The organism is Fontibacillus phaseoli, from assembly GCF_003337355.1.
Taxonomy (GTDB): domain Bacteria; phylum Bacillota; class Bacilli; order Paenibacillales; family Paenibacillaceae; genus Fontibacillus; species Fontibacillus phaseoli.
Window position 1 is genome coordinate 1,007,977 of record NZ_QPJW01000001.1, and the last position, 16,438, is coordinate 1,024,414.

The following is a 16,438-nucleotide window of genomic DNA, read 5'->3' on the forward strand; positions in this document are numbered from 1 at the left end:
TACTTTTATTATAACCGGAATTTCGCTTTCGGCACAAATACATTTTGCATATTATACATAAATGATTAAAAGCGTTTACTGTGTAAATGTATTTATGCTAAGATGTAACTCGAAGCTAAAACATATAAAAAGCGAGGGAACTAAAATGAAAACGCAAAAACTCGGTCACAGCGATATCGTCGTTTCTTCTATCGGATTGGGTATGATGGGAATGTCCCCCGGCATATATGGCGCCATTGATGATGAGGAGTCCATTAAAACCATTCATCGGGCGCTTGATCTCGGGGTAACTTTGCTTGATACTGCTGATACATATGGCAACGGCCATAATGAGGAGCTATTAGGAAAAGCGTTGAAGGGACGAAGAGAACAGGCAATTGTCGCTACCAAGTTTTCGTATGGTCCAAATTGGGAATTCATCGGAGGACACCCGGACTATGTAAAGAAAGCTATTGATGAAAGCCTTCGACGTCTTGGTCTCGATTATATCGACCTGTATTATCAACATGCGGTAGATCCTAATGTTCCAATTGAGGAGACAGTTGGTGCTATGGCTGACTTAGTTAAAGCAGGTAAAGTACGTTATCTTGGTCTTTCTAATGGCCTAAATGGATCAGTTATTAGTGCATCTACACTTCGTAAAGCGCATGAAGTACACCCTATTTCCGCAGTCCAATCGGAATACTCCATTTGGAGTCGGGAAATTGAAGAAGAAGCTCTACCTACCGTAAAAGAATTAGGAATCACACTTGTAGCTTACAGTCCTCTAAGCAGAGGCTTTATTACGGGGGAACGTCATATGAATGAGAACTTCCAAGCTGATGATATGCGCAATCTTTTTACACGTTACAAAGGTGAGAACTTTCAAAAGAATATTAATATCGTTGATAAACTAGCGGCAATCGCCAAAGAAAAGAACTGTACGGTACCTCAACTAGCAATAGCATGGACAGTAGAAAGAGGCACATTGCCGATTCCTGGTACGAAACGCCGTAAATATTTGGAGGATAATATCAAGGCACTTGATATTCATCTTACGTCTGATGATTTTGCTCGTATTGATGCTGTTAGTCCAAATGCGTTTGGTGGTCGTTATTAATAGTAGTATCCTGTTGCGGAATAATGCTAAATATAAATCCTAATCACAGCGGATGTTGATGTAGTGCAGATTACGATCGAAGTTTTAAAAGTAAGGGCGAGTAAGCTCCCTCGAAATGATTCAATTTCCTCACTCAAACTCATGAATTCGCAGGATTTTACTCTGTAGTTAACGTGGAGGAAGAAGGCAAGGGCGGAGGTGGTAGCTGGGATTTGTAGAAAGGGCATGACGAAACAAGGATGAAATAGAACCACCCATATTATTCCATATATGCTGGCTGCAAGAGCATTGATCGTCAGCAAGCCAAGCGAAGGATTAGTATCAATAATGATGAAGTCGTAGTTTGGCTTCATCGGTTCCAGCAGAGAGGCTAGAGTTTTTTCACCGCCCATTTCATCCCGCAAGTTGATTTCGGCAACGGACAGCTCAATGTTGCTCGGGATGAGGTCGATATTGCCGTGCGAGTGAATGTAATCTTCAGCAGGCGGAAGCGGCTCGTCGCTCATAATGGCGTTCATGACATTGAACATGGAGAACGGAAGTTGATCTGGTTGCTCAATACCAAAGCACATAGAAAGATTGCCTTGTGGATCGAAATCGACAAGTAGTACTTTTTTTCCTTCATTAGATAAGGCGTAAGCAAGGTTGTAGGCAGTGGTCGTTTTACCTGTACCGCCTTTCTGATTGGCGATGGTGATAACGGTGGTTTTTGCCATGAAATATACCCTCCCTGGAGCATTCGCTCCGTAAATTTGGTCAATGGTAGGGGCGGGCTGGCTTTGCTTCAGTTCTTTCCGAGTTCTTCCCAACGTTCCAAAATGGCTACTTTTTCAGTGATCGTCGGGAAGTCAGACTGGCTCTGATTTCAACGGAAAAACCCGCGAAAAGCCTTGATTCCACAAGGCTTTTCGCGGGTTTTAAATTCCTCTTCTTGGACTTAACTTCTGCTCATGTCGCAATAGAGTGTGCGACTCAAAATCGCAAGCGGTTTGCTTATGTCTCGGTTAACTGGGACAGCGCCACCTCTTGCTCTTGTTCTGGCTGATCGAGGGGATAGATCCGGGCGGTTTCATTACGCTCGTTCACATGCTGAATATAGATAGGTACGCCGTTACAGGCGACGTTTACCATCGTAGGCGAGGCTACGATTTCTTTGGCGCGTTGGCTGTTCATTTTTATTCCTCCTGGGTGATGATGCTCGAGTGGTTTCTGTAATACGTTTTCCCATCTTTCTGGGAAATATTCTTTGTGGAGCGCTGCTTCGTACATGCCTGCCCATTTCGCTTCACAGCATGGCCTGGGATTAAGCGAGAAGAGCTCAAGGACGATGTCCTAGAGCTCTCTTCATCATAGATTATTCGATGTTCAGTTCCACCGGATCGGAGTTCATCCGGCTGCCTGCCGCGCGGATCACAAACCGGTAGTTCTCCGCAGCGCTGATCTTGCTAACGGTCAAGCTATACTCCGTTTTGCCGGGCTCGACGCTAACATATGCATTCCAATAGGGCTTGATCATTCCGTTTTCTTCATAGATTCGGAAGCCTTTCACGGGTTCGGCGCTGGATGCGGGCAGCTTCCAGGAAATTGTGGCTTTCCCGGTGTTCACCTGGATTTTGGGGTCGCTGACACGCTCAGGCTTGAGGTCCGTCCGCTTGATTCCGTACTCGTCGTATTTTTTGACGCCGTTATTGCCGGAAGACTCATCCTTTTTGGCGGCGGTATATGCCTTAATCTTTAGCAGGTCATCAGATACGAATACATCGGTGAACATCTTTTTAAAAGGTTGGGCATGGATCGCGGCAAAATAATCATCGTATCCCGGATACTTGGTATAAAATTTATCTCCGAAAGCATTGGACATCAGATAGACTGTCCCCTTGGGGTTGACGGCGTTTCCTTGTTCATCAAACGTGATTTGACCGGGGGGCACCACTTTGTCGTTCAGCATTTGGTAAGATCTCATATACATGTGGTCGTGCGCCTCGAATACCAGGTCGATCCCCATTTGGTCGAAGGCCGGGACGAGGATTTTTTTATAGAATTGAACGCGATCATCCTCCCATTCCCCCGCATTGTCACCCGCAGAGTTTGGGCTTTTGTGAAGGGCTACAAATTTCCATTTGGCATTGCTTTTTGCGACGACATACTTCATCCATTCGACCTGATCCTCAAACTCCCGGTCCTGTCGCTTGATCTCACCGTTACTGGACAGTTCTCCGGCATACTGCGTGTTGAAAATCAGAAAGAGGGCATTTCCGTATTCAAAAGAATACACGGAGCCGTCACGTTTTTCCTTTACTTGAGAGAGTAAACATGCCAATCTCCTTTCGCGGATAATTAAAGCGCTTTAACTTTTGAATAAAACGCATCGAAAGGTCCGGCCGGCCATTCGCTGTTAAATATATGGAAGGGAGGCAGAAATCAGAACACACAAATCGCCTGGTCTTCCGGGTGAAGACGGCTAGAATGTTGCGTAGTTGCCGCTACCGCGAGGTTCCCCTTCGTTCAATAATCGGAAATGCCGCCGGATCTGTGGGAAAGGTGGTTGATGAACGCCTGGATCGTGTTGTCCAGGAACATATTTTTGCGATAAACAAGCCCGACTTTTTTTCGGGGAGCCGGCTGTGCGAACGGAATCACGGCGACGTCGGGATTTTGCAGCGTATTGGCGTAAGAAGCGGGCAAAATCGTACCTCCGACGCGATGAGTAACCATTTCGACCTGGGACTCCATCGTGGACAGCTCCATAACGGGTTTGAGACTCAGGCCGGCAGATTCGCAGGCTGCATCGATCATCTGCCGCACTAAAAACTTGGACTGGAACAAGACAAGAGGAAGACTGCCAAGCTGTTTCAGTTCGACGGAAGCGGACCGGGCCAAAGAATGTTCACGGGACACAATCAGGGCCAATTCCTCGTCGAAAAGCGGCAAGCTCACCAACTGCTCGTCTTCCAGCGGCAAAAATACGACGCCGAGATCCAGGCGGTTGCCAAGCAGGCCTTCATGGGTTTCATCGGTCGCAAGCTCGATCACGTTCAGGTTGATGCCGGGGTACTGGCGGTGAAAGGAAATGAGCGCGTGCGTAATCAGATGGTTGCCGGAGCAGCCGATTCGCAGTCGTCCTCGCTTTAGGCCGGCCAATTCGCCGATCTCCAGCTTCGCCTGTTCCAACTCGTGAAAGACGCGCCGGGCGTGCTCCATCAATATGATCCCGGGCTGGGTCAAGTGTATTTTTTTCCCGGAGCGGTGAAAGAGCGGGGTGCCAACATCTTGCTCCAGCAGGCGGATCTGATGGCTGAGTGTCGGCTGGGTGATCCCGAGCTTCTCTGCGGCTTTTGTAAAATGCAGTTCCTCGGCAACAGCCAAAAAATAATCGAGAAGCCGATGCTCCATAGCAATCCTCTCCATTATAGATAATTTCTATGATTATAATTGATATCATGTTATTGATCAATGTTTAATCTGAGAGTATAGTTAACATAAAAGTAACGGTTTAAGAGAGGGAGCGTATCTCAGTGAACAACATAAAAGTCGTAAAGGCTGAACAATTGAAGAGCAAACCTGATGCAAATAGCCTTGGATTCGGCAAATATTTTACGGACCATATGCTGGTGATGGATTATTCGGCGGACCAACAGTGGCATGATCTCAGAATCGTACCTTACGGACCGATCTCGCTGGATCCGTCGGCGATGGTTTTCCATTACGGCCAGGAAGTGTTCGAAGGCATGAAGGCATACAAAACGGCAGACGGGAACATCTCTCTGTTCCGGCCGGACATGAACTTGAAGCGGCTAAATGCGTCATGCGAACGGATCAGCATTCCGCAGGTTGATCCCGAGGTATTGCTAGAGGGGATTGTTCAGTTGGTGAACCTTGAACGGGAGTGGATTCCGGAGGGAGAGGAATCTTCCTTGTATATTCGTCCTTTCATTATCGCTACGGAAGCTTGTCTCGGCGTTCGGGCGGCGAAGGAGTATAAGCTGCTCGTCATTTTGTCGCCGGTCGGATCGTATTATCCCGAAGGGATTCACCCGGTTTCCATTTATGTGGAAGACCAGTATGTGCGCGCGGTCCGCGGGGGAACGGGGATGGCGAAAACATCGGGCAATTACGCCTCCGGGATAAAAGCGCAGGAAGCGGCCAAGCAGGATGGCTATTCCCAGGTTTTGTGGCTGGATGGCGTCGAGAAGAAATATATCGAAGAAGTAGGAAGCATGAATGTATTTTTCAAAATCGGCGGCGAGATAATCACTCCGGCACTGACAGGCAGCATTCTTGCCGGTATTACGCGAGATTCCGTGATCGCTTTGCTTGCTTCATGGGGAATTCCGGTGGTTGAGCGGCAAATCTCCGTGGAGGAGCTGTTTGAAGCGGCGCGCCAAGGCGTCCTGGAAGAGGCTTTCGGCACCGGGACGGCGGCCGTGATTTCTCCGATCGGTACGATGAAATGGGAGAATGAGCAAATTTCGATCGCCGGCGGACAGACCGGAGAATGGTCGAAGAAGCTGTATGACTCCATTACCGGCATTCAGAAAGGCGAGCGTGACGATCATCTCGGATGGCGTCATACCATTTCATAAACCAACAAGCATCAGTTCACATATAATCCATACCAAGTCATCCGGGAATCGCCGGATGACTTGTTTGTTTTTTTAAAAGATAGAGGCTCTTAAGATGTCCGGTTCTGCGGATGTATTTGGATTAAATTGGTGCCTTGAAGGAATTTACCGGAATGTTGTCGAACTATTAATGACGTAAATCAACAGGTGGAACCAGCATTGATTGGAAGATATGGGGGGGACATAATGCATACTACCGAGTTTGCCAGACTTTTGGGCATCATCATGAAGGACTATCAGACGCATATGGAGGAAGAACTGGCTCCCGGATTGACGACGTCACAACTGGCTGTACTGGAGGTGCTGGAGCGGGAAGGAAACCTGAAGCCATCCGATCTCATCCCTTTCCTCGCGACGACGCCGGCTGCGGTGACGATGCTGCTTGACCGGATGGAACGGGGCGAATTGATCCGCCGGGACAGGGATGAGAATGACCGCCGCATCGTATGGGTGTCGATTACGGAGAAGGGCAAGCAGGAGGCTGAGCGAGGGGTACGGGTGCGCAACGAGTATTTAAGCATGGTGCTGGACCGCATCTCGACACATAACCAGCAGTTGCTGGTCTATTTGATGGGGAAGATATCCGGAGTGAAATCATCCTAGTATTGCTTCAACGACTTGATTCTTCTATGGATGATATGAAAAAGTGAAAATAACTGGATTTTCACCAGTTATTTTTGTGCATATTGGAGTCATCAGTAAGTTAACTGTAGCACATACAGCTAATTCAGCCGGAAATTACGATGATAAAGGATTTGCAGTAATTAAATGTAGATTTTACAGTAAAATTGTGAATTTAAGCGAAAACATGCAAAATAACTGTAAGAATTCCAGTTAATTCGAAAAGGCTGTTCTATAGCCGTCGAGATCGCATTGCATTTGCAATCCGAAATCGACTTGACTATGGAGCAGCCTCTTTTCTTAGCTAAAACCCGCCATCCCAACCCGCTGTGCAATCTTCGGCGATCTGAGAGTAGACGACATCCTCCCACAGATTCCAAGGGTACAGGCGGGGCGGGATGGAGACCAGATCGACCGGTTCCTTGGTAACCGGGTGGGGGACGCCGACGTACAGCGACCATAAGGCGATCTGTTCTCCGGGTTTGTTGACGGCGGAGCCGTATTTTTGGTCCCCGTACAGCGGGCAACCGAGCTGGCTAAATTGGACTCGGATCTGATGAGACCGGCCTGTGTGCAGCTTGATCCGCACCAGGGACAGGCCTTCCTGCGGCGAGCTGCCGAGCACGCGGTAATCCAGAATCGCTTCCTTGCCGCCAGGCGTCCCCTTGGGCACGATGCTTACGGTATTCGTTCGCTCATCTTTCAGCAGCGTATCGGTCAGCTTCCCGCTTTGCAGAGGAGGCAAACCGCGTACGATTGCCACGTAGCATTTGTCGAACCGGCGGGTTCTTACCGCGTCGGAGAGGCGGGAGGCGGCCTTGGAAGTTTTGGCAAAGATCATCGCGCCGCCTACAGGGCGATCGAGCCGATGCACCAGGCCCAGGTAAACGTTCCCCGGTTTCCTGTACCGCTCTCTGATGTCTTCCTTGAGCAGCGTCAGCAGGTCCGGATCGCCGCTGGCATCTTCCTGGGTCGGCACGTTAACCGGCTTTTCAATCCCCAGAAGATGGTTATCTTCATAAAGAATCGCCATCGCCGGATGTCCCGACGTTCGCAATGGTCCGGCTTCCATGCTTATTCCTCCCAGCGGCCCAAAATTCCGCACGGAAGATGAAGCCCGGACTTCGTGATCGGGAGCCCCAATTCCCCTGCGGAAATTCGGCCGCCATACTGCCGTTTCACGGTCATCGACAGCATGTTGTGCAGAACGGTCGGCGAGATTCCCGTCGTGTAGGAATTGATCAGGAAGAACAGCGGGGTATCCGACAGAATCGAAAGGCAGGATTCCACAAACGGATACAGGCTGGTCTCCAGCTTCCACATTTCACCGTTAGGCCCGCGCCCGTAAGACGGCGGATCCATAATTATCGCGTCATATTTGTTGCCGCGCCGCTGTTCCCGTTGGACGAACTTGAATACGTCGTCCGTGATGAATCGGACGGGACGGTCGCCAAGCTCGGAAAGCGCAAGGTTTTCCTTGGCCCATTGCACCATCCCTTTGGCTGCGTCGACATGAACGACCGAGGCGCCTGCTGAAGCGGCTGCCACGGTTGCGCCGCCCGTATATGCAAACAGATTGAGCACCTGGATCGGCCGGCCAGCCGAAGAGATCTTGTCCATCATCCAGCGCCAGTTTGCCGCTTGTTCGGGGAACAATCCGGTGTGCTTGAAGTTGGTCGGCCGAATATAAAATTTAAGGCGGTCATAGGAAACCGTCCACCGCTCGGGCAGTTGCTTCTTCATATCCCATTGCCCGCCACCGGAAGAACTGCGGTGATAGTGACCATGGACTTCCCGCCACTCCCGGTTCTCCTCGCGGATCGGCCAAATAATTTGCGGATCCGGCCGCCGGAGGACAACATCTCCCCAACGTTCCAACTTTTCACCGTCTCCGGTATCAATGACTTCATAGTCATTCCAGTCGTTTGCTACGTACATTCTAAACCTTCCTTCCGTCTAATGAACGGCTGAACCCGTTCGCACTGAGCCAATCCCAAACTTCTCGATTCGCTAGTTATTGTACCTTATTTTTCTACATGCATGCCAGCCTATGTCAAAACTTCTCGGGAAATGCTTCAGTAGCAAATAGCTAAATCCGAATTGAGGTCTTTGAATGGAAAGAAATCTATGTTAGTCTGTTTTGCAGTAGACATAGATGGGAGAGGGAACAGATGCTTCGGCGTTTTTTTTCGTATTACCGGCCGTATAAGAAATTGTTTATTTTGGACTTCACTTGCGCCGTGGTTGCCGGCCTTCTCGAACTGGGTTTTCCGATCGCCGTAAACCAGTTCGTCGACAAGCTGCTTCCGGGCAAGGACTGGGCCATGATCGTGTGGGCTTGTGCAGCGCTGCTTGGCGTTTATGTACTCAACACGGTACTGAATTATATCGTAACTTATTGGGGCCATATGCTAGGCGTCAATATCGAGACGAATATGCGGAAAAGCATGTTCAATCACCTGCAGAAGCTGTCGTTCCGTTTTTACGACAATCATAAAACCGGCCACTTGATGTCACGGATTTCGAACGATTTGGACAACATCGGCGAAGTGGCGCACCATGGCCCGGAGGACGTATTCATCGCCGGGATGACCTTGATCGGTTCGTTCCTCCTCATGCTGGCAATCAACTGGAAACTGGCCGTTCTGACGTTTCTCGTTGTACCGGTGTTAGTGTGGACGGCGCTTTATTTTAACGGGAAAATGACTAAAACATACCGCGGCTTGTTCTCGGCTCTGGCGGATTTCAACTCCAGGGTCGAGGAAAATATCGGCGGGATTCGCGTTGTTCAGGCGTTCGCCAATGAGGATCACGAAAAAGCGCTATTCAATGAAAACAACGGCAACTATCGGGCGACCAAACTGCAAGCATACAAAATTATGGCGGGCAGCTTGTCGGTCAATTATATGCTGATGCGGCTCGTTTCGCTGTTCGTCATGGTCTGCGGCACATGGTTCGTTATTCGCGGCGAGCTGTCTTATGGGGAATTCATCGGCTTCCTGCTGCTGGCAAACGTGTTTATCCGCCCAATCGAAAAAATCAATGCGATTATCGAAAGCTATCCGAAAGGCATCGCAGGGTTCAAACGGTATCTTGAAATCATGGATACGGAGCCGGATGTGGCCGATTCGGCCGATGCGGTTGACGCCGGATGGCTGAAAGGGGATATCGTCTTTGACAAGGTCAGCTTTGGATATGATGACGGGGACCAGGTGTTAAAAGACATCAGCATTGAAATATCCCCCGGCGAAACCATCGCTTTTGTCGGTCCTTCGGGGGCAGGAAAGACGACGCTATGCAGCCTGCTGCCGAGATTCTATGAGGTGAGCGGCGGAAGTATTTCCATTGACGGCACGGACATCCGCAATATGACCCTGGCTTCCCTCCGGCGCAATATTGGGATTGTTCAACAGGACGTTTATTTGTTTTCAGGCAGTATCCGGGAAAATATCGCCTACGGCAAGTTGGGGGCAGGGGATGAAGAAATCTGGGCGGCGGCGCGGCGGGCCCAATTGGAAGATTTCATTCTTGCGCAGCCGGAAGGCATGGACACAGTCATCGGTGAGCGGGGAGTCAAGCTGTCCGGCGGCCAAAAGCAGCGGCTCGCGATCGCGCGGATGTTTTTGAAAAACCCGCCGATTCTGATTCTCGATGAGGCGACTTCGGCGCTCGATACCGAAACGGAGCTGGCAATCCAGGCGTCGCTGACCGAATTGTCGGCGGGGCGGACGACGCTCGTGATTGCGCACCGGCTGGCAACGATAAAAAATGCCGACCGCATCGTCGTCGTGACGGAGGAAGGCATTTCCGAGCAGGGCCGCCATCAGGAACTGGTCGGCGCCGGCGGCCATTACAGCCGCCTGCACCAGGCTCAATTTGGCGTTTATTAAGTTGCACTTGATTCTGCCGTCTTCTTCGAAGCGGTATACAGGTAGTAGTCCTGGGCCCGAATGACTTGAAATCCGGTAGATTCATACAGTTTCATGGCATTCGGGTTATCCAGGGCTACTTCCAGCCATACCTCATGACCGGCCGCGGTTTCGCGTTCCACGATTTGCCGCAACGCTGCAGCTCCGATTCCTTGGCCCCGATATCCGGACGATACCACAAATCCGTATATCCATGCCTCGCCATGAAGCGTGGACACCCGGACTTTACCGGCCGGTGTTCCGTTAAGGAGCAGGATTTCGGATTCCGGAATTTGGCCGGGGTCCGTAGTTTGATAATATTCCTCGGCTTCTTCGGCATCGATGCCGAAGCCGTCAGTATCCATTCCGGCGAGAAACTGGACGTCATCCGGCCCGGCACCGCGAAAACGAATGTCGGCACGAACCGGTTTCATGGAATCGCCGTTTTTATCGTATTTCATCTGATATTCGGAAAAATCATAGACGAAAGGCGCGGATTTCAGAAACAATTTAGCCGAAGGACTGCTTGCCGGAGCATTAAGCAGAATCCGGGAGTATTTGGAAACCGTCTCCGCATCCAGTCCCTTTTTTAAGAGTGAGGTGAAAATACCTTGTTTGCGATAATCCGGATGAACCATACCGCAAATTTCTATCGAACTTCCGAAATCGTATTTCCCCAAAAATGCGACGAGTTTTCCGTCCCGGTATTCGGCCAGATCCATCCTCTCATCTTCTTTTCGGGAATTCAGCGTATCCCAATTCAATTTTAAGACAATATCCTCGTGGGCTTCGCATTCTTTTTGAAGCAGCATTACTTCATCCAGGTTGATTTTATAGATCACCAAGATCACTTCCTTCCGCAAGTATTCTAGCCGATCTTCCGAAAAATGGCACGAAAAAAATTCGGTTATCGAGCGTAAGAGGGGTGAAGGAATATCTGAAATGCCGGCGGGAGGGGGAGAAGGAAGATCGACCGGTCTTGACGGCTGCTTGTTCGAGGGATCAGACTGCAGAATGTTTTGCCACCTTTTTCCCGGTCATGCGTAGTAACTAGTAATCAAAATCATCAAACATCATTTTTGTCGGCAAAACCGGCAACAGACTACGCGGAGGGATGCAAATGGAGACAGGAACCAATCCAGGACCAAAAAAGGGGGTCCCCTTACGGGGATTGACAACAACCGTGATCATCGGGGTTTTATTGATTATCGTAGGAGCCAGCAGTTTTGCACAAGTCGAGTACGGTCATGTCGGACTTTACAAAACTTTCGGGAAACTGAACAGTAATGTTTTATCGCCGGGAATTCATTTGAAGATTCCGTTTATCCAGACGGTCATTCAGGTAAATACGCAGGTGACTAAAGCGGAGACGGACACAAGCGCTTCCTCCAAAGACCTTCAGCCTGTATCTACTCACGTTGCGGTAAACTATTCCGTGAACAAGGAATCGGCCTATAACTTAATGAATAATATCGGTGGCAATTTCGACACCATCATTATTAATCCGGCCGTACAGGAAATCGTGAAGGAAGTGACGGCGCGGTATCAGGCCGAAGACCTGATAGCCAAGCGGGATCTTGTGGCCGGTGAGATCAGCGAGCATTTGACGGATCGTCTGGCCAAATACAATCTGATCGTGAATGAAATCAACATCGTTAATTTTAAATTTTCCGATGCATTTAACCAATCGATCGAAGCGAAGCAGGTAGCCCAGCAGCAGGCGCTCAAGGCAAGCAACGACCTTAAGCGGATTGAGATTGAAGCGAAACAGAAGGTGGCGCAAGCCCAGGCTGAAGCTGAATCCTTGAAACTGAAAAAGCAGGAAGTTACGCCTGAACTGGTTCAGTTGAAGCAGATCGAAGTACAGGAGAAGGCGCTTGAGAAATGGGACGGCCGCCTGCCATCGGTGACGGGAGGAGCTACGCCGTTTATCGACATCCAGTCACTCACCAATCAATAATCCTTTACTAGCCGTTCTCAGGAACCCGCCGACTCCGTGTCGACGGGTTTTGCCTTTTTCTTAGGTCCCCTAATCCAGATCATCAACCAATAGAATATCGGGACTATATACTCGGCAATGAGTACGAACGGAGTCAGATTTTTGCCCATGAATTCAGTTAGTTCCGGCTGGGATCTGGCTATCGCGATAGAGAAAATACATATGAACGCGACTATCGGCAAAGCGAACGGTTTGTGATCTTTCACCTTCATCAGTTGCGAGACGCATATGACTGCCGTAAAGCTAAGAAAGGCGATTTTAGCAAAGATACTGGTCAACCATAAAATAATCAGTATCGGGTCTAACGTTTCGATAAACGAGCCTGCGCGGATAAACCGGATCAGCTCGGCATCGGGGTAGATGAGATTGGGGGCCAGTTCCGCACCGAAAGTGAGCAGGACGGGAATGAGATGCGACATAATGATGACAAGTGAAATGACGATGGTCCAAAAGTAAGTCTTCATGACTTTTTTCGGTTCTTTCAAAAAAGGATAGAGAAGAAAAAGAAAAGCGAGTTCGCCAAACATGCTGATGTTATAGTAGACGCCCATAGATACATCTTTGACGTTCAAATGGCTTACTAATGCGATGAGGGCGTCACGATCGATTTCTTGCATCGCCAGGAACGGGATCAGCAGGAAGGCTATAGCGCTGACCAGAAAAATACCTTGCGCAGCCCGGAAAATTGTCGGCAACCCTGATCTTACCGCATAGGCGATGCAAATCCCGAAGATCATTACGATTGCCCAGGAAGGTGTGTTGATTAAATACACTGACAGCAGAAAATTGGTCATTTCCCTCAGGTTCAAGGCAGACAAAAGAATGTTGATCAACACGAGATATAGAATTAAAATAACATGCGGTACCCGGCCGACAAGCTGGCCTCCAAATTCGGTAACGAATTCATCGGGCCTTGACGAGGCTACTTTATAAGAAGGGTAGACGAGCACAAAGGCGAGGAACGAGCCAAGCAAGACGGAGACCGGTGTCGAATACTTGCTGCCGGAAATCAGCAGGCCCATAATGAAGGCGATGACCGTGGTGAAAAGGTGTAAATTAAATAGAGAAAAAATTTGATTCGAGGTAATGCTTTTGCTCATGCCCTTCCCCTCCTTGTTTAAGATCCTCCAAATATCCATTTGCTGAGAAAGCTGAACAGAATCGGGAGATTCCATTTGTTTTTCAGGAGAAACAGTACCTCACTCAGAAGTAAGCAGCAGACCGAAATAGCCAGTACAGCCCATCGGTCTCGTCGCTTAGCCCTTCCGCCGCTCTGGTTCCTCCATTCGAACAGCATAATGACCAGAAACAATATTCCGATCCAGATCATGGTTACTCCCCGCTTTCCAACGTTAATCCCTTGATTCTTCCTGCTTAGTAGAGCGGAAAACTACGCCCGTCCGTTTAATGGTAATCGAGACCGAAATATCAATCGGCAGCTCCGTCGCGTAGTATTCACGCCAATCTTCTTTCATTCTGCCCCACATCTTGGGGTACCTCCAATCCAGATACTGGCTCATAAGAAAGGCGTCCGACTTGGCTCTCCGGGTTTTTTCCAGCACCCGATTCATTCGTTCCGCAATGTTTTTTTCGAATACCTCCTGCAATCGCAGTAAATTATCCGGTTTTTTCAAATCGATATCGGAAAGAGAGGAAAGGATGAAGGCACCGGCATGGCTGTTTACTTTGAATGAAACCTTCCCGTTCCGAACCACGGGTTTGATGCTTGTGCCGATGTCTTGAGCAACTGCGCTGATAATTCCTCCGTCGGTCGGAGACTTCACGTTAATTACCGAAGTTTTGAGCTGGGAACTAAGCCAAAGCGCTCCCCTTAGTTCTTCCGTAGTCATCACGATGTCGGACATTTTTCCATTGCTCATAATGGCGGCCCCGTCCGACCCCAGCCAGCGATTTTTTTTGGGGTCAGTTGCACCTATCTCAGGCTTGATGGTGAAACTGAGCAGCGGTAATAGAATGTCGCCCCCTTTATATTTTGCGACTAAAAAATCCTTGACCGTCGTGTCGAGAGTCTGGCTCTGGCTTATATACTTTGACAAAATATCCGAAAGGAAGCGCTCGAAAACCAACGGAGTTTTCGTGATTTCCGTTGCCTTGTTTGGCGTAACGAATATATTGGAGCTTATATGAAAAGCCGGTTGGCGGGCGGCGAATTCCAGCAAAGGGTCAATTCCTTGTTCGGCAAATCTTCTGCCGATGACGATAACCTGGGTTTGCCCGAAGGAAATTCTTCTGCTGTTATCGACCTGGATCAGTTCCAATGCCTCGCTTATCGTTTCCGCTTTTTTGCTGACAAACGAATAAGGGTCCCCTGAGGTTCCTCCTCCTCCGCCGGCCTGCCCGGGAATCATCCGGTTCGGCAAGGGGAAGCCGAGGGTCAGCTCGATTTGCCCGTCCTCCATTTTGTCAACAATCATCATCGTTACAAACGCCCGGTTGTTGATTTCTTCGGAAGACCAGCAGCCGCCAATCGACGTCATCAGGATGATAGCCGTAATGGAGCGTAAACAGGCCCTTTTTATAGCATTCATGACTCATCACCCTTTACTTTGGCCCAGCCTCTGGAGTTGTTATTTTGCCGGGTGGATTTCCGCGTGAGTTGCTTCGGTCTTTTGATCATGCTGTACCATGGCGCCCGGACCAGGGTGTCATTGAGATCCGTCGTAACCAGGGGAGCCACCGGAGACATATAAGGAATGCCGAACGATTCCAGGTTGATCAAATGGATATAGATTATTATCAACCCGCAGGCTATGCCATAAAGACCGAACATCGACGCCAGGAACATGATTGGAAACCGGAGCAATCTAAACGACAATCCCAAATCGAAATGAGGAATAATGAAGGATGCGATCCCGGTTAACGAGACGATGATGACCATGGCGGCCGAGACGATGCCGGCTTCGACGGCTGCAGTGCCGATGATCAAGGCTCCGATGATGGATACGGCTTGGCCGATCGACTTCGGAATCCGCACGGAGGCTTCGCGCAGCGCTTCGAAGGCAAGCTCCATGATAAACGCCTCCAGCAAGGCTGGAAACGGCACGATTTCCCGGGAAGCGGCTATTGTCCTTAAAAATTGCGCCGGGATCATTTCCGGGTGAAACGTAGTAATGGCAATGTAAAGGGAAGGCAGCAGTAAAGAATTGAACACGAAAAAGTAACGAATCCAGCGAATCCATGTGGCGGCGACAAAACGCTGGTAATAGTCTTCCGCAGATTGCAAAAGCATCGGCAAAGTGACGGGGATGATAAGCGTCATCGGCGTCCCGTCCACAAAGATAGCGAACCGTCCTTCCAACAAACCGGCAGCGACAACATCGGGTCTTTCCGAATATTGAACTTGCGGGAAGGGGGAGTAGGGATTGTCCTCAATGGCTTCTTCAATGTACGAAGATCCCAAAACACCGTCAATCTCGATGTAGGACAACCGCCGCTTTATTTCTTTGATCAGTTCCGGTTTGCATATGCCTTCGATATAAGTCAATACGATGTCGGTTTTGGTTTCAACTCCGAGGATAATGGCCTCGGTTTTGAGGTGCTTATTTTTTATGCGTCTACGCAGCAAGGTGAGATTGATCTCCAGGTCCTCGATAAACGCTTCCCTTGGCCCGCGGATAACGGATTCGTTGGGGGCCTCGTCAATCGAACGCGTCGGGTATGACGAAATGGAAAAAGTCATCATCCGTTCGTCCCCGTCAATCAACAGCAGGACTCCCGCATCCAGCACGGCATGAAGACCGTCATTCAGATCGTTAATGATTTTGTTTTGGGATACCGACAACCCCTTATCCTCGAACAGCAACTGGTAAATATCACGGCGTTTCAGTTCTTCCGCTTCTACCTGCAAACTCCGGATAATGAAATTCTGGACGGAATCCTGACTGATCATGCCGCGTATATAGATCAGCGTACAGCTTTGGCCGGTGCTGAGTACGAATTGCCTGTAAATAATATCGGAGCAGTTGTGCAACTGCTGTTGAAACCAGCCGAGCCGGTCCTCGAGACTCTTGCTTGAAGAAGTTTCGGTTGCGGTTGCGGGAGCGGTACTTTTCGATTGCGAATCCGCCTGGTCAGATGCAGACGCGCCGTGGCGCGCAGAACGATGCGGTCGTCTCCATTGCGGCAAAATGGTTCCCTCCCTTGAGTGCGTATGATTCTATAAAATTCT

The 16,438-nt window shown here is 49.5% G+C and carries 15 protein-coding genes; 5 read left to right on the plus strand and 10 right to left on the minus strand.

The window, feature by feature from the left end:
* Positions 1-145: 145 nt before the first annotated feature.
* Positions 146-1,099 (plus strand): aldo/keto reductase, encoded by a 954-nt coding sequence (locus DFP94_RS05005; protein ID WP_114495294.1) that lies wholly within the window; start codon positions 146-148, stop codon positions 1,097-1,099.
* A gap of 26 nt (positions 1,100-1,125) precedes the next feature.
* On the opposite strand, the gene DFP94_RS25910 is transcribed toward DFP94_RS05005, so the two are convergent.
* From DFP94_RS25910 to DFP94_RS05025, 4 genes are all read right to left on the minus strand, one after another.
* A complete protein-coding gene (locus DFP94_RS25910) occupies positions 1,126-1,815 on the minus strand; it encodes a ParA family protein (protein ID WP_245954487.1) in 690 nt (229 codons plus the stop codon).
* Between the two features lie 277 nt (positions 1,816-2,092).
* On the minus strand, positions 2,093-2,272 hold the full coding sequence (locus DFP94_RS05015) for a small acid-soluble spore protein H (RefSeq protein WP_114495295.1): 180 nt from the start codon (positions 2,270-2,272) through the stop codon (positions 2,093-2,095).
* A 181-nt stretch (positions 2,273-2,453) separates the two neighbouring features.
* Positions 2,454-3,419, minus strand: a complete 966-nt coding sequence (locus DFP94_RS05020; RefSeq protein WP_114495296.1) for a hypothetical protein — start codon at positions 3,417-3,419, stop codon at positions 2,454-2,456.
* Between the two features lie 185 nt (positions 3,420-3,604).
* Entirely contained in the window at positions 3,605-4,492 is an 888-nt protein-coding gene (locus DFP94_RS05025) for a LysR substrate-binding domain-containing protein (protein ID WP_114495297.1), read from the minus strand.
* 116 nt (positions 4,493-4,608) lie between these two features.
* Here DFP94_RS05025 and DFP94_RS05030 point away from each other — a divergent pair, with 116 nt between their 5' ends.
* Positions 4,609-5,682: a branched-chain amino acid aminotransferase gene (locus DFP94_RS05030; protein ID WP_425459240.1), complete on the plus strand. Its 1,074-nt coding sequence runs from the start codon at positions 4,609-4,611 to the stop codon at positions 5,680-5,682.
* Positions 5,683-5,907: 225 nt separating this feature from the next.
* On the plus strand, positions 5,908-6,324 hold the full coding sequence (locus DFP94_RS05035; RefSeq protein ID WP_114495299.1) for a MarR family winged helix-turn-helix transcriptional regulator: 417 nt from the start codon (positions 5,908-5,910) through the stop codon (positions 6,322-6,324).
* Between the two features lie 322 nt (positions 6,325-6,646).
* Here the strand turns inward: DFP94_RS05035 and DFP94_RS05040 are convergent, their stop codons facing one another.
* Both DFP94_RS05040 and DFP94_RS05045 read right to left on the minus strand, forming a co-directional pair.
* Entirely contained in the window at positions 6,647-7,414 is a 768-nt protein-coding gene (locus DFP94_RS05040; RefSeq protein ID WP_114495300.1) for an RluA family pseudouridine synthase, read from the minus strand.
* Between the two features lie 2 nt (positions 7,415-7,416).
* Positions 7,417-8,280, minus strand: a complete 864-nt coding sequence (locus DFP94_RS05045; RefSeq protein ID WP_114495301.1) for a class I SAM-dependent methyltransferase — start codon at positions 8,278-8,280, stop codon at positions 7,417-7,419.
* Between the two features lie 233 nt (positions 8,281-8,513).
* Between DFP94_RS05045 and DFP94_RS05050 the strand changes: the two genes are divergently transcribed.
* Positions 8,514-10,232, plus strand: a complete 1,719-nt coding sequence (locus tag DFP94_RS05050) for an ABC transporter ATP-binding protein (protein WP_114495302.1) — start codon at positions 8,514-8,516, stop codon at positions 10,230-10,232.
* Here the strand turns inward: DFP94_RS05050 and DFP94_RS05055 are convergent.
* Positions 10,229-11,092 carry a GNAT family N-acetyltransferase gene (locus DFP94_RS05055; protein ID WP_114495303.1) on the minus strand — a complete coding sequence of 288 codons (864 nt, stop codon included), beginning with the start codon at positions 11,090-11,092 and terminating at the stop codon, positions 10,229-10,231. The two genes, DFP94_RS05050 and DFP94_RS05055, sit on opposite strands and share 4 nt — an antisense overlap.
* Before the next feature lie 278 nt (positions 11,093-11,370).
* Here DFP94_RS05055 and DFP94_RS05060 point away from each other — a divergent pair, with 278 nt between their 5' ends.
* Positions 11,371-12,210 carry a prohibitin family protein gene (locus DFP94_RS05060; RefSeq protein ID WP_181873022.1) on the plus strand — a complete coding sequence of 280 codons (840 nt, stop codon included), beginning with the start codon at positions 11,371-11,373 and terminating at the stop codon, positions 12,208-12,210.
* Between the two features lie 17 nt (positions 12,211-12,227).
* On the opposite strand, the gene DFP94_RS05065 is transcribed toward DFP94_RS05060, so the two are convergent.
* The 3 genes from DFP94_RS05065 to DFP94_RS05075 all read right to left on the minus strand — a co-directional run bounded on the left by DFP94_RS05065 (position 12,228) and on the right by DFP94_RS05075 (position 16,396).
* Positions 12,228-13,349: a GerAB/ArcD/ProY family transporter gene (locus DFP94_RS05065; protein WP_181873023.1), complete on the minus strand. Its 1,122-nt coding sequence runs from the start codon at positions 13,347-13,349 to the stop codon at positions 12,228-12,230.
* 252 nt (positions 13,350-13,601) lie between these two features.
* Entirely contained in the window at positions 13,602-14,798 is a 1,197-nt protein-coding gene (locus tag DFP94_RS05070) for a Ger(x)C family spore germination protein (protein ID WP_114495306.1), read from the minus strand.
* Positions 14,795-16,396 (minus strand): spore germination protein, encoded by a 1,602-nt coding sequence (locus DFP94_RS05075; protein ID WP_114495307.1) that lies wholly within the window; start codon positions 16,394-16,396, stop codon positions 14,795-14,797. Before DFP94_RS05075 ends, DFP94_RS05070 begins: the two co-directional genes overlap by 4 nt.
* Positions 16,397-16,438 lie beyond the last annotated feature (42 nt).